Annotated in this window: 9 protein-coding genes; 1 reads left to right on the top strand and 8 read right to left on the bottom strand. The window is 39.2% G+C overall.

The window, feature by feature from the left end:
* Positions 1 to 77 precede the first annotated feature (77 nt).
* Positions 78 to 1,760 carry an ATP-grasp domain-containing protein gene (locus LG273_RS16235; RefSeq protein WP_404455547.1) on the top strand — a complete coding sequence of 561 codons (1,683 nt, stop codon included), beginning with the start codon at positions 78 to 80 and terminating at the stop codon, positions 1,758 to 1,760.
* Positions 1,761 to 1,826: 66 nt separating this feature from the next.
* Here LG273_RS16235 and LG273_RS16240 read toward each other — a convergent pair whose 3' ends face one another.
* Genes LG273_RS16240 through LG273_RS16275 form a run of 8 tightly spaced genes read right to left on the bottom strand, consistent with a single transcriptional unit; the run spans position 1,827 to position 14,226 of the window.
* A complete protein-coding gene (locus LG273_RS16240) occupies positions 1,827 to 2,858 on the bottom strand; it encodes a CapA family protein (protein WP_404455550.1) in 1,032 nt (343 codons plus the stop codon).
* Positions 2,859 to 2,907: 49 nt separating this feature from the next.
* Positions 2,908 to 4,551 (bottom strand): acylphosphatase, encoded by a 1,644-nt coding sequence (locus tag LG273_RS16245; RefSeq protein ID WP_404455553.1) that lies wholly within the window; start codon positions 4,549 to 4,551, stop codon positions 2,908 to 2,910.
* Positions 4,552 to 4,569: 18 nt separating this feature from the next.
* Positions 4,570 to 6,192: an acylphosphatase gene (locus tag LG273_RS16250; RefSeq protein WP_404455556.1), complete on the bottom strand. Its 1,623-nt coding sequence runs from the start codon at positions 6,190 to 6,192 to the stop codon at positions 4,570 to 4,572.
* 38 nt (positions 6,193 to 6,230) lie between these two features.
* On the bottom strand, positions 6,231 to 7,661 hold the full coding sequence (locus tag LG273_RS16255; RefSeq protein WP_404455560.1) for an ATP-grasp fold amidoligase family protein: 1,431 nt from the start codon (positions 7,659 to 7,661) through the stop codon (positions 6,231 to 6,233).
* A gap of 1 nt (position 7,662) precedes the next feature.
* Entirely contained in the window at positions 7,663 to 9,837 is a 2,175-nt protein-coding gene (locus tag LG273_RS16260; protein ID WP_404455563.1) for a glycosyltransferase family 2 protein, read from the bottom strand.
* Positions 9,830 to 11,770, bottom strand: coding sequence for a glycosyltransferase family 2 protein (locus tag LG273_RS16265; RefSeq protein WP_404455566.1), 1,941 nt, complete (start codon positions 11,768 to 11,770; stop codon positions 9,830 to 9,832). Before LG273_RS16265 ends, LG273_RS16260 begins: the two co-directional genes overlap by 8 nt.
* A gap of 48 nt (positions 11,771 to 11,818) precedes the next feature.
* Positions 11,819 to 13,405 carry an ABC transporter ATP-binding protein gene (locus tag LG273_RS16270; RefSeq protein ID WP_379561627.1) on the bottom strand — a complete coding sequence of 529 codons (1,587 nt, stop codon included), beginning with the start codon at positions 13,403 to 13,405 and terminating at the stop codon, positions 11,819 to 11,821.
* Positions 13,406 to 13,443: 38 nt separating this feature from the next.
* A complete protein-coding gene (locus tag LG273_RS16275) occupies positions 13,444 to 14,226 on the bottom strand; it encodes an ABC transporter permease (protein ID WP_404455570.1) in 783 nt (260 codons plus the stop codon).

Raw genomic sequence — 14,226 nt, forward strand, 5'->3', positions numbered from 1 at the left:
TATGTGATACAATAACTTTATATTTTTGATATACCTTAATGTCTCTAAATAGACTAGAAAGGATTTGGATTTGCGAAATGAGTAAACAAAACAAAATGTATCTAGACCACTTAATCGAGTGTATACCACCAAAAGCAAATAATTATATGCTTAGCACATATAGCATTATCCTTGAGGCTTGGAGAAGAAAAATTGACGTTACTATTAGAATTGTTAAAGAGAAATCTGGCGCGATTGAGCCTTATTTCTCTCTTAAAAAAGGTGAGAAGCAGCATGAATTTAGTGTGACAAGAGGTGACTTAGTTTCTGTTGAAGCTAAAGAACTAACGAAAAACAAGAAAACTACGAAAGAATACTTGCAAAAAAACAATGTTCCCACACCAATTGGCAAAGAATTCGATGATGCTACAACAGATGAAGAAATCATCCAGTATGCAGATGAAATTGAATATCCTGTCGTCGTCAAACCTCTATCGGGTACTGGTGGTAAAGGGGTAATAAGCAATATTACTAGTAAGGAAGAATTGGTTGAAGCTCTTCTTTATGTTCGAAAACAATTAAAATACCCTCATATTATACTTGAAAAGTACTTTGAAGGTGCTGATTATCGCCTCTATGTTCTAGGTGGAGAAGTAATAGGTGCCATTAAACGTACTAAAGCTCATGTTGTAGGTAATGGGCAAAGTACTATTCAAGAACTAATTAAGGAGAAAAATCAAGAGAGAACGAAGCTCCCGTCTTTATCGAATCGTCCAATAAAAGTAGATGCCGAAACGAAATCACTTTTAAAAAGAAGTAATTATACGTTAAGTACTATTCTATCTGATGGCGAGATTTTCTATTTAAAATCCGCAAATAATGTTTCTGCTGGTGGGGACTCGATTGATATTACGGATCATGTTTCAGATAACATCAAAAATATAGCTGTGGCAGCGACAAATAGTTTTCCATCTCTACCTCATTGTGGATTAGATATGATTGTGGATGAGGAAAATGATACAGGTGTTATTATTGAATTAAACTCAAGAGCACATATAACACAACATCTTTTCCCACTTGAAGGGAAAGCCAGGGATATCCCTTCTTATATTATAGATTACTATTTCCCGGAAACGAAAAATTACAACCGGGAAGAAGCGAACAAGCTATATATTGATTTTGACTTCATTTATAAGGCATGCTTGTCACGCTCTGCAGCGGAAATTAAGCTACCCAAAATACCTAACCATCCAATTGTTCTCAAGAGATATGTTGTTTCAAACTGCTCTGATAGCAACAAATTCTCCTTAAGGGTGCACAGGTTAGCCTATAATAATCATGTAAACGGCTATGTAAAGACGCTTGCAAATGGCAGGTTGGCTATCATTGTGGCAGCTAATGACAAGAAGGTTGATCAGTTTGAAATCCAGCTTAATAAATATATCTCTAAAAACTTTAGCAACACCAAGCTTGAAGAAAAAACGCGCAACAGTCCTGTAAAGCACGGCTTTTATATAGATTCGTCGGATCAGGAAACAGCGAATCAAAGCACAGAAAAAAATAGCGCAGTTGATCATTATGCAACGAAGTATAGTGAGTTAAAGGCAGATTATCAAAAGCTTGTTCGAAAATTAAGTGAGTATGAACAAGCTGAGAACCTAAAACATCTTACAGAGAGACAAAATAAACAACTGAAAAAAAGACTTAAACAAATGGAAAGTAGTACTTCCTGGAAAGTTACAAAGCCAATAAGAAAACTAATGGAATTTAGAAAACGATAGTAATGCACGACAAAAGACCGTATCTTTTAATTAAAAGATACGGTCTTTTATTTATGCTAAGGTTAATTATTTTATTTCTATTTCAGGCATCCAGTCTCTGAATCGTTGAGCTATTTCACTATAAACTTCTAATGAATCAAATTTGCCATGTTCTGTTTCAAAATACGGATTTTTTTCGATATATTTCAGTAAATGATGCATTTGATAGCCCTTTTTCCTGTTAGCATCTACATATGTTAGGTTTAGACTTGGATTTACTATTTCTATACTGTCCCCTGTCTTCTTTATATCAAGTGATAAAGCGCCACCTATTTGGCGGTATAATCCTTTTTGTCCTGAATAGAAGTTCCCTAAGGAATAAATCACAAATGTTTTCTTGCCCCGCGAATTTAAAATCCATTCAGCAGGCTGAAGAACGTGAGGATGGTGTCCGATAATGATATCTGCACCTGCATCAGAAATAGATGCAGCTATTTCCTTTTGAGCAGCTACTGGGTATAACGGATACTCTCTTCCAAAGTGTACGGAGACGATCACCACATCAGGGTTTTTTTCCTTCTTAACTCTTTCTATGTCTTGGCGTACAAACTTTGTCTGACCTTTAACAATTGTGTTTAATAAATATCCTTTGTTTTTAGGTGCGTTATTACCAAGTGTAACAGCTGTATATGATAAAAAGGCACAGGTTATATTATTCTTTTCAATCGTACGAATCTCTTTCTGATCTGCTTTGGATTTATGAGATCCAACATATTGCATACCGATCTTTTCCAGATTCTCAATCGATTTAAGTACTCCTTCTTCCCCTAAATCCATGGTGTGGTTATTGGAATTGGTAACAATATCTGTGCCAAAAGATTTTAAATTCTCCGCGAGCTCGATCGGATTATTAAATTTAGGAAATGACGTTAACCCTAATTCTTCACCAGCTACTAGCGATTCCAAATTAACTACAGAAATATCACCAGCTTGTAGGAGATCTTTTGCAGGAGCCATCTTGTCTGTAAAATCATATTTTCCTGATTTGTCTTTACTTATATCATATATTCTTGAATGCAATAACACGTCACCTGTAGCAACTAAATTTACCTTTGCCATACATGTCCCCTCCTTTTTGTTTATATGATGGCGTTTCTAAAACTGAAACTTATTTCTTCCTTTTTACCAATGCGCCGACTTTCCGCAACGGTTCTGTATATTTCCATGAAGTACTTTGTTCAATATAACGGTTATCCTTTTCCAGTCTGTTCTTCTGTCTGGTCAACTGGGTTATTTCCTTTTCCATTTTACGAAGAGCATGCTGGACAGACTTAAGACTGGATGTATTATACCGTTCATTAATCTCAAACCCAATGGTGATAGGAGAGTCGTACGTTTCTTCTTCAACACTTGTGACCTTGGATCCTTGTGGGTATTGCCTAATTAGCTTTTTGAATTCGGCTATAGCTGATGGGTCAGTTCCACCAACAATAATTTCAATTTCATCAAATACCATGTTATTTATGGCTCCGTTTAAGTTTAGGTTCATGGCATGCTTTTTGAGCCAACGATGGTAGCTATGTTTCTGTACATCTCCTGAGACAGTGAACCTTTTAATAGTCAACTCTCCCATTGGTGCAGGGCTTACTTCTACTTCAAGAGCTGAGCGGTTCTCCAGTGGTTCTAAGATCTTCAGCAAATCAAAATAAATCTTTGATTCTGATGTGTCCTTCCCTGCCGTTTCTGGGAAGTAATAATCAATTAAAGCGCCTGGTATATTCCTTGCTTTCCCTTTTAATGGATATAATGCACCGCCTATTTGAGCAGTCGGGTTTAATTCAATGACAACAGCACCCGCATCAAGGTTTCTATTTTCGTTCACAATAATGTCTACGCCACCATGGTATAAGCCAGGTACTGCTTTAATAGCATTAATGGCAATGGTTTTGAATTCTTCAGGCATTGTTTCTGTCACATCAATTGGATCTCCACCAGAGGAAACATTGGTTTTTTGCCTTAAATATATCTGCTCGCCTTTTTTCGGCACACTTTCCAAGGAATAACCTGCTGCCTGAATAAAGTCTAATATCTCAACGTCCATTTCGATTAGGCAACTATTTAATCTGGCATTTTTCCGACGTTCTCTATTTTTCAACCCAATTAACTCATCAATGGTATGCTCCCCATCACCAATGATATTAGCTGGTACCCTGTTATAGGCTGCAATTACCTTGTCTTCCACGACATAGATGCGATATTCTTTTCCTTCCACATGCTGCTCCACGACAACTTCTGGATACTCAAGATCATGCCTAACGTATTTTATAGCTTTTAAAAAGGCTTCATCACTATCTATATTTGTAACTACCCCATTACCAAGGCTGGCATTCGTAGGTTTAAGCACAAGAGGGTAATCCAACGTCTTACTATAGGCGATAATTTCCTCATCCGTAGCATCTGCTTCAAAGCCTTTCCCAAGTGGAACCGGGACACCTGCTTTTGCAAGCCATTCTTTAGTATCATCCTTTTCTGATCCTATCTCTACAGCACTACTCGTCACCTTGTCACCGCGTGTTCGGAAAAAGTAATGTGTTCTTTCTTCGGAACTAAGCGAGAATAACCTTCCAGGAGGATTAACACCAAAAATAACCATATCTTTGTAATGCTCGGAATCCTTCGTATACCATTTAAGCTTCAAACCTCTGCGCCATCCTTCTAATGCGACAGCAAAGGCATCAAGTCTTGTTTTTCTTGCATTTTTTACAATTTCATTTGGAAGTTGAGGTAATGAGATACCTTGTTGTTCCTTCATCATGATTCCTCCCGAAAATTAACGCTGCTTGTTGTTTTTGAAGAGAGATCCTAGAACGCGAATCGGTTTTGCTGCTTTCCAAGATAAACTCCGGTGATATTTTCGATTCTTTACTTCTGCTTTTTTAATTGCATAGTCGAGCTGCTCTAACTCTTGTTTATATCGTTTAAGATCTTCTATTTGTGTCTTCAAATCTGTTTTAATTTCAAAACCTACTTTAATCGGTTCTGTGTACGGTTGTTCTTTTACTTCCAGCACCTTGGCACGTTCTTCATCTTCCCATAATGCATGCTTAAAGTCATCTACCATATCAGGATCCGTACCGGCGACCACCACTTCTATGTTGCCATCCTCTAAATTCATGACAAAGCCATGTAAGTATCTTTCGAACGCATGCTTTCTTAATCCACGGTGATACCCAATTTCTTGTACTTCCCCACTCACAATATAGCTTTTCATATAAAGTTTTTCTGTAGGTGCTGGCGTTACCGTTGTGACTGATGCATCTCTTGATTGCAAAGGATCGAGCATATCATGAAAATCGAAATATGCCTGCCTTTTATGGAGTTGCTGATCCGCTGTTTCCGGAAAATAATAATTTATTAAAGCAGAAGGAATATCTCTTGCTTGTCCTTTTAATGGATATAGTAACGCTCCAATTTGGGCTGTTGGGTTTAGTTCAATAATAACTGCTTTTTGGGAAGAATCTATAATGAGATCAACTGCACAATGTGGCAACCCATCTACAGCTTTCACTGCTTGTACAGCACTTCGCTTAATCCCTTCAGGTAAGTCATCCAATACATCAACAGGATCTCCGCCTATAGAGATATTACTCTTATCGTTTAAGAAAACCTGTTCTCCATTTGCTGGTACTGTTTCCAACGTAAAGTTGTGTCTGCCGATAAAGTCAACCAGCTCTTGATTGATTTGGATCGGACAGCTTATCAATCGAGGATTTAAGCTTCTTTCCTCATTCTTTAATTCAATCAACGCTTTAATGGAATGAACCCCATCCCCTTGTACATTCGCTGGAATGCGATGGACGGCTCCTACCACTTTATCTTCTACGACGTAAACACGGTATTCATTACCTGGTATATATCGTTCAATAATAATATCCGTATAATTATATGTGTTCTTGATATATGCAAGGGAATGCTCTAATTCCCCTGAGCTCGTAATATTGGTAATAACACCTCTGCCAAAGCTCCCGTCAGTAGGTTTGATTACCACAGGATATCCAATACCATTTGCATAATTCAACATCGAGTCAATTGTGCTATCTGGCTGGAAACGTTTGCCTTCGGGAACAGATACTTCAGCCTTTAATAAAGCTTGTTTTGTTTCATCTTTATCTTTTCCAATCCGAACAGCTTCGTTCGACACAAGGTCTCCTCTTGTCCGGAAAAAATAATGGGTCTTATCCTTTGAACTAAGGGAAAATAATTGACCTGGATTGTCTACAAACCATGTTGTCATTTCTTTAAATTTCTCTGAATCCTTCACATGCCATCTTAAGGTTAAACCACGTCTCCACCCCTCTAGGGCAACTGCATAGGCATCCAATAAGTATCCATGTGCATCTGCTACTATTTCATTTGAAAGATGTGGTAGCCACTCTGTGTTAATCTCTTCCATTTCCAATTCTTCCTCCCACAATGAAGACGATGATTTCGCTATTGCTTAGCTTGTAGTTGTTTATACGTTTCAAATTGTTTTCCATTTAACATGTCTTGCGCTAACCTGCCTTGGGCCTCTAAAAATAAATCACCCAAGTATGTATCCGTTTGTTTATCAAATTCATCATAATTCCCCGGCTTAGGAGTAAATTCACCAAACACTAAGCCTTCTTCTGACCTAAGAAAATCGATGCGGATAAATGGAGCAGGAATTTGCTCACTTATGTTAGTTGCTAGTTTGCATTCTGCCTGGGTGACACCTTGTCCACTAAATGGATCTTCGTCATACTTACCTGTTCGAATTCTTTCACCATTTGCCGTCCACCAACAATATTTCGTTTCTGGATACCTTTCTATTTCCAAAACGACTCCTATTTTACCATAGAAGCAGTAAAACTTAATATCACTAGCAATCTGATTATGCTCCACGTTCTCTAAAATAAGCTCTTCCGTGAACCACTCGTTTTGGCTAACCCAGCCCATTAGGACATCTTCGCGCATTCTGTCTAGTAAATCGTCCCATTTTGTCAGTTTTTCTGATCGCTTGACATCTATTATATCATTTAAATCGTGAATCAGGTATACACCACGAGAGCCTGCACCATCTGCAGGTTTCACGACCATGCCTGTCTGCTTTGGAAGTGTTTCGATCCGGTAAGTGTCCTTAGACGTCCAAGGCCTTCTTACCTTCAACGCGTCTATAAATTCGTATGCCAGCTGTTTGTCATCAAGTAGCCATTCAGGAAGTGAACCAGTAAGCTGCATTTCTCTCATTCTCATCGTTAAACTCGCCCGATACGAGGCTGCCGCTGATAAGGCTATTGGTTCCTCTTCTACTCCCGCACGAACCATGAATTCTGGAATCTCCTCAGCATTCAGCCCAGTCAGAGCCTTTTCATAAACAAACTTCTTATAGCTATCCTTTTCTTTTGAAAATAACCTTGCTCCATATTTAAGCGCCTCAGCATAATTTGCGGTGTGCGCATGCTTATCTTCTGCTAGTTCTTCAAGATAATCAGCAAGTGTACCTTCTCTCTTTTTGGCTCGCAAACGATCCATTAATTCATGACTTCTTAAGGTTTTATCATCAAGTAAACGGTCGTCTATAAAAGCCGTAGCTTCCAAGAGTTGTGATTTTGCAAGTGTCAATTCTTCTTCTAGCTGTAGTGTGTATAGCTTTTTCTTCTTTCCAAAAGAAAACATACTATTTAACTTTCTTAAAGGCGCAAGATACTTCCAACTTCTGCTGTTCTGAATCGACTTTAAATCTTTTTTATAGGACCTGTTTCTATTTTCCGCCAACGCCATTTCAGCTTCTTTTTTTATAAGCTGTTTTATTTGTTCATCCGCTACCGAAGAGGGAGCAGGTATATGTTTATTAGTATTTGTTTGCATGGGTTGCTTATTCTCTTTGTTATCTTCTGCCACCTTACTCCACTCCCTCTCCATATTCTTCATGCTCTGTTGGTACTATCCAGTTCTTTAAATGCGGTTTAAAGGACTCCATTTCTCTCGTTAAGTACCAGTCCTTTTTTGATAAACGAATATATTTTAATACGGCTGGGTAACGTTTTTTTAAGACTTCCCTTGCTTTATGTGATTCTGGATACCAGTTGCTACGCTTATCGAAATAAGAGAGCGCGTTATGGCTACATCTTCGCATTGCATTTATTGGATTCTTTCTCGTTTCTAATTTGTTAAAGAATAATTGGTCAAAAATCAGGTTAACTGTACCAGCATTCACTTCAGGAAGGAAGGACTGCTTCTCCAACAGGACCTCTGTCTTTCTTATTAGGATGACTTCACAGCTCACTTTCTCCCCATGTACGAGCATTGGTATTTCCATTTCTTCCATTAAAGAACGAATACGATGATTTATCTGTTTCGGGATGGAGAAATCAAGCACATCTAATTGCATAAGCGCTACATGACTATGTTGCCTTTTTACTTGTTTGATTTCCTCCACTATTTGATGGAGCTGGTTATCTGGATAACGAAAATCGCAAGCTACAATGACGTCAAAGTGCTGCTTTTTGTTCCTTGAATTAGTTGACTGCATCACCATGGGTACCTGAAAAGGTCGCTCCCCTTGTTCAAGAGGGAGATACAAGGATTTAGCATGCTGATGATAAAAGCGAAAAGCCTCGGCATATTCCTTACGAGCGCCTTTCAGATGGCCACTATAACCAAATGTAGCATTTCCGGTTAAGGAGCCTTTGGTTTGTCTCGTAAATGATAAAGGACCTGTATCTAAACGAATGACCTTTTCCTTACCGAAAGCCTGCTCCAACCGATTGATAAATTCACTATCGCCGGCAAATCGCACCCTGTCCCAATAGCCGATTTTTTCTAACACGACTTGCCTTCTGAACATGAGGGAGGACATATTTGGGAAAAGATAGCCACCTGCAACACCTCTTCGTGTAAATGCAAGATCTTCGTAAACCCTTGCCTGTTGGCTCATGTTCGCCATAATGGTTTGGTTTCCTAACAGATGCTTAGCCTGTATCTCAATTTTCTGAGCATGTGTCCAATCATCCGCATCATTTACGGTTACAAATTCTCCCGAAGCATGATGAAGGCCTTTATTACGAGATACATATGGACCACTATTGGCAGTATTCTGAAGCAAGATGATTCGGTCATTTGCTTGGACATAGTGTTCAACGAGCGCAATTGTTTCGTCAGTACTAGCGTCGTCTACTACAATGATCTCTAAATTCCTCCAAGTCTGTGCGAGCAAAGAATCAAGCGTAGTAGAAATGGTTTTCTCTGCATTAAATACAGGCACAATAACAGTGACAAGCGGTTGACGTTCTTCCACCTTCTTAGCAGTCACGGTTTGTAGTCTATCGTAATCTGTTGCCTTCTGACTGTCCGAAAGTGAAATCTCTGCTAGGTCATAGCTCTGCAAGCAGTTATTTATCAAATTAATTCGATTATGTATATTCATTTCTAGGTTTGCGGCAATAAAGTATTGATCAGAATGCTTTCCTCTTTTCATCAGAGAGGAAAGCACTCTTTCGGCATCCTCTCTTCTTTCCAGCCGAAGGAGTGCCTCAATCTCTAAAATATCAATTTTACGAAGTGCGTCGATGTCCGTTTCTTTTTCCCGGGCTGTATGAACAAACTTTAAGGCATGGGCAGCACCAATAATGGAATTTTTGTTGGCATACCAAAGAAGCAGCTCCCATGCCGCTTCTTTTTTTTCATAATGATTTTTGGTAGTCGTATACAGTTGCATGAATGCTTGAAGCATCTTTTCTTCAAACCCTAAACTGTACAGATAATAGGAATAGCTTTTCATTGTATTCCTTGCTTTTTTCTTTTTGTAAGCTTTGCTATAAAGCTGTCTCCTATCTCTTCTTCCAATTATATACGCAACCGTACTACGCAAAAATTGCTTAATTTTTTTGGGGGAAATAACACTGCCTATTCCATTTGCTGTTACCTGACTAAATTCATAGCGTGTTTTAAATAATTCGTCTTTTAGAAATGCATTTTCCTGCTCTATCTTGTTAATACGTGCATTCATTTCTTTGATCTCAGCGTCGAATAAAGGATAAGCCCCGTCTGATACTTCTGTTATCTCTTTATCACTCATATCCTGTACGTTCCCTTCGGATATCTTCGGATTGATACACTTCAATTTCTGGAAAAGTGTCCTTCAGTTCTTGCTTCACTGCTTCTGTAGCAGCATACCACTGAGGCGCTTTATGAAAGTAATGTTGCACACTATCTTCCCATTCTTGGATTAGCTCACCAGCTATATTCTCATCAACGGGGACCTCTTCCACTAATAATCCAACCGAAGCTGCTTCCACCTCTGGCACATAGCGTTGACGCTCTTTCAGTACAAGCGGGTTAATAATAAATAGTTTCTCGGTAGTAACTTTCTCTCCAAACACTAGCATTTGTACTTGTCTTCCATCCATAAGCGTGCGAATTTCCCAATTAACTTCTCTCGGTATGGAAAAGTCATAGCGATTTAATTGCACAAGTCCGATTTGCATGTGTAGCCGTTTGAGCCGCAAAATTTCTTCAAGCAACGCTTTGTTCTCCATACGAAAATCTGTCGCAAAGACAACATCAAATGTCCGGTCCTTTGTTCTTTTCGGCCACATTGGTACAGGGACAGCGAACGGTCTCGTCTCTTGTGGATATTCATAATAAAGGGAAGCTGCTTGCTCATGATGTGCTTCTAAGCTCTCGACATATTCCCTACGCACTCCCATAAAAAAGCCATTGTATCCAAACGCAGAACTACCAGTTAAAGACGTCACAGATTGTCTTGGTAATGATAACGGGCCTGTTGGAAGATCGGCGTATGCTTGTTTACCAAAGGTACGGATAATTCTTCGCTTAAACTCGCCATCTGCTGCGAATCGCACACTATCCCAGTAGCCAATCTTTTTAAGCACTTGCTCTCTTCTAAACATGATGGACGACATATTAGGGAAAATGTATTTGCCTGGTGTACCTCTTCGATAAAGCTTCAGCTCTTCCTCTGTAAGCCTTGAATGCTCGGAAGTGTTCGCTAAGATTTGTTTATTTTTAATAAGGTGTCTAACCTGCTTCTCAAGCTTTTCAGCATGGGACCAGTCATCCGCATCATTAATTGTAACAAACTCACCTGTTGCTTCCTTTAAGGCAATGTTTCGTGCCACATACGGACCACTGTTTACAGGAGTACTAAACAGCTTAACCCTTGCATCCTGTTCCACATACTTTTCTACAACACCAACGGTATTGTCAGGACTGCAATCATCCACAACTAGCAGTTCAAGATTAGACCATGTTTGGGTCAGAATGGATTCAATAGCCGTTCCGACGCCTTCTTCCGCATTATAAGCCGGTAAAATGACCGAAACCTTAGGGGATTCATGAACACTTTTTGGCAAGGGGGACGTTTGTAAGCCATCATAATGATAATTCCCTTGTTCATCTTTATCAATTGTAATACGTGCCAGTCCATACATGTCCATTACTTGATTAATAAAGCTAATTCTCTTTTCCATCTCATTTTCTAAATTGGCTAATGCTAGGTATAGGTCAGGATGCTTCTGCTCTTGAAGCATGCTATTAATCACTTGTTTGGCATTTTCTCTCTGTCCCAACAGCTCGTAGCTTTCTGCTTTAATAATAGCAATCCGACGGCGTTGGTCCATACTTTTTTCTTTATCCAAATCTGGCATGTGAAGAAGTGCTTGTTCAGCACCTTGCTTCGTTCCCTTATTAATATGCCAGAGGATTAGCTCCCAAACAGCAAGACGTTTGATAAAGGGGTCCTTTGTTTTGGCAATAAATGCTTCGAGATCTGCAAGGCCTTTTTCCACAAAACCAAGGTTATAAAGATGATACTTGATCATCTTTAATTCCTGTCGTTGTTCATTCTTTCTCCCTGTTAAAACCTTGATTAATAGCTCCTTGATCTTGGGAGAAAAAATATTACCAAGTGCTTTTCGTTGTTTATCACCTAGCAGAGAATAAAGCACCCAATCCACTGGGGCAACGATTATTTTCTTTAATTTACCCATCCAAGCATCCCACCTATCCTGCACAATCCTATCAGTCTATACAGTAAATTAATTATTTGAAACGTTCGTAGTGTTGTTCGCAGTCTGTTCTTTATTCTGTTTCATATTTTTGATCGTTGTTTTCTTTGCGACACCTTGAGATTCCCGGTATTTTGCCACAGCTTCTTCGGAGGAACCATCAAATTTCACTTGTCCCTTTTCCATCCAAATTGCTCTTGTACAGACCTGTTCAATAAAGCCCATGCTATGTGAAACGATGATAACGACCTTCGCATGGTTGATCATGTCCTGAATTCGTTCACTTGCCTTTTGCTGAAAAGCTATATCACCAGTTGATAATGCTTCATCAATTATGAAGATATCTGGCTTTAAGATGGCCGCAATACTAAAGCCAAGTCGCGCTTTCATACCACTTGAATAATCTTTAATTGGTTTATGAATGCTTTTGCCAAGACCAGAGAATTCGACAATCTCATCATATTTCTCGGTTACCTTTTTCTTTGGGATACCTAAAAGCATGGCATTTAAATAAATATTGTCTTTCCCATCCAATTGGGCGTTAAAACCTGTTCCATAGCCAAGTAATGCGGATGTCTCACCATGCAGTTCAATCGATCCCTTATCCGGGAAAAGTATTTTCGTCAACACCTTACAGAGTGTACTTTTACCTGCGCCATTATGGCCGATAATCCCGACTACTTCCCCTTCATTAATCTCAAAGTTTACATCCTTTAGTGCCCAAAACTTTCCGGTATTTAGTTTAAAGGAAACACTCAAGTCCTCTGCTTTAATGACAAGGTTGTTCTTGATTTCAGATTCTGTTTTTTCAAGCTGAAGGTTTCTTTGGCGACGCGGTGGTCTAGCAGGAACGGTTGCCCGGTAACGTTGGATGATTTCAGCAGGATCTCCTGACTCCCTCACTTTTCCGTTTTCGAGCCAAAGCAGCCGATCACAGTTTCGCTGTGCGTAACGTAGACTATGTGTCACGATAATAACCATTTTCGCTCTGCCTACTAATTCCTTCATCTTCTGGGCAGCTTTTCTACTAAATTTCGCGTCACCTGTATTTAATGCCTCATCGAGAATTAATATCTCCGGCTGGAAATGGGAGGCAACACTAAAGCCAAGCCGAGCTTTCATTCCACTTGAATAATATTTCATTGGCTGATCAAAGAAATCCTCCAGATCAGAGAACTCCTTAATATCGTCAATATAGTAATGAATTTTTTCTTTAGCTACACCGAGCATCATGCCGTTTAGAAAAACATTTTCTCGGCCTGTTAATTCCTTATTAAACCCCATACCAAAGGAGAATAATGCTGTAACATCACCATCGACCTTGATCGTTCCTTTATCTTCTTGTAAGATACCAGAAATAATCTTGCTTAGCGTGGTTTTTCCTGCACCATTGGAGCCAATGATGCCCAGAATTTCTCCCTGGTGTCCGGTAAAGTTTATATCTTGCAGTGGCCAAACCTTTTTCTGTTTTGCGCGCTTCGCTTTACTTTGGAACATGCGAAATAAGAGGGATTTATAATCATCCCTCACTCGGCTATTAAAGCTAACACCAAGGTTTTTCGCCTTTATAACATCTTTTGAGTTTGTTTGTTGTGTTGTTTCATTTGTACTACTCAATGTAGATCCCTCTTTATCACTCTAACCTGTAAAAGGCTTTATAGAGATTTTATAATTTTGTGCTCGTTTTTACTATAGTAGTAAAGCATGTACACAACTACTGCTGAAGAGAGCAGCAGAATAATAAATAAACCTAGAAAATCTGGAAGGTCTTTATACATAAGTACATCCCGATACGAAGTTACGATGATTGCGATCGGGTTGTAATCAATCACCCAGGCAAATCCTGTACCCCCAAGCCTGCCCCCTGCCCAAATTATCGGAGAGGCATAGAAAAAGATACGCGTAACATACGTAATCAAGTTGTCAATGTCCCGAACAAATACGGTAATGTATCCAAGGAACAGACCTACTGCCAGTAAAAAGACCGTCTGTACCAATATAATAAATGGTAAGAATACAGCCTCCCAGCCTGGCATTACCCTGTAAATCGCCAAAAAGATCGCGATAACGACAAAACCAAAGGCGAAGTTAAATAACTGGGTTAGGGTAAACGATAACGGAAAGATCGATTTAGGTAAATAAACCTGGTTAATGATCGAGCTGTAACGCATAATCGATTTACTAGAGCTATTAATACTGGAGCTAATACATCTCCAAACAACAAGTCCAATTACAAGGAAAAGCGGAAAGTTTGGGATATCGTCTCTTCGTAATATAATAACAACCAAAAAGTAATACACAAGCACGTTTAACAGTGGGTCTAACAGCCACCAAAAATAGCCGAGCCAGCTGTTTCGGTGCTCTGCTTTTAGACCCGATTTCACAAGGTAAAAAAGTAAATCCTTACGTTTTATCATTTCCTGCAAATAATTTTTCAT

Origin of the sequence: Oceanobacillus kapialis (assembly GCF_044790185.1) — a bacterium.
Classification (GTDB): Bacteria; Bacillota; Bacilli; order Bacillales; family Amphibacillaceae; genus Oceanobacillus_B; species Oceanobacillus_B kapialis.

Bases quoted from the DNA above. Each gene is read 5' to 3' on its own strand.
- LG273_RS16245 (WP_404455553.1), bottom strand. From the start codon at position 4,551: ATGAAGGAACAACAAGGTATCTCATTACCTCAACTTCCAAATGAAATT.
- LG273_RS16250 (WP_404455556.1), bottom strand. From the start codon at position 6,192: ATGGAAGAGATTAACACAGAGTGGCTACCACATCTTTCAAATGAAATA.
- LG273_RS16265 (WP_404455566.1), bottom strand. From the start codon at position 11,770: ATGGGTAAATTAAAGAAAATAATCGTTGCCCCAGTGGATTGGGTGCTT.
- LG273_RS16240 (WP_404455550.1), bottom strand. From the start codon at position 2,858: ATGGCAAAGGTAAATTTAGTTGCTACAGGTGACGTGTTATTGCATTCA.
- LG273_RS16260 (WP_404455563.1), bottom strand. From the start codon at position 9,837: ATGAGTGATAAAGAGATAACAGAAGTATCAGACGGGGCTTATCCTTTA.
- LG273_RS16235 (WP_404455547.1), top strand. From the start codon at position 78: ATGAGTAAACAAAACAAAATGTATCTAGACCACTTAATCGAGTGTATA.
- LG273_RS16275 (WP_404455570.1), bottom strand. From the start codon at position 14,226: ATGAAAAATTATTTGCAGGAAATGATAAAACGTAAGGATTTACTTTTT.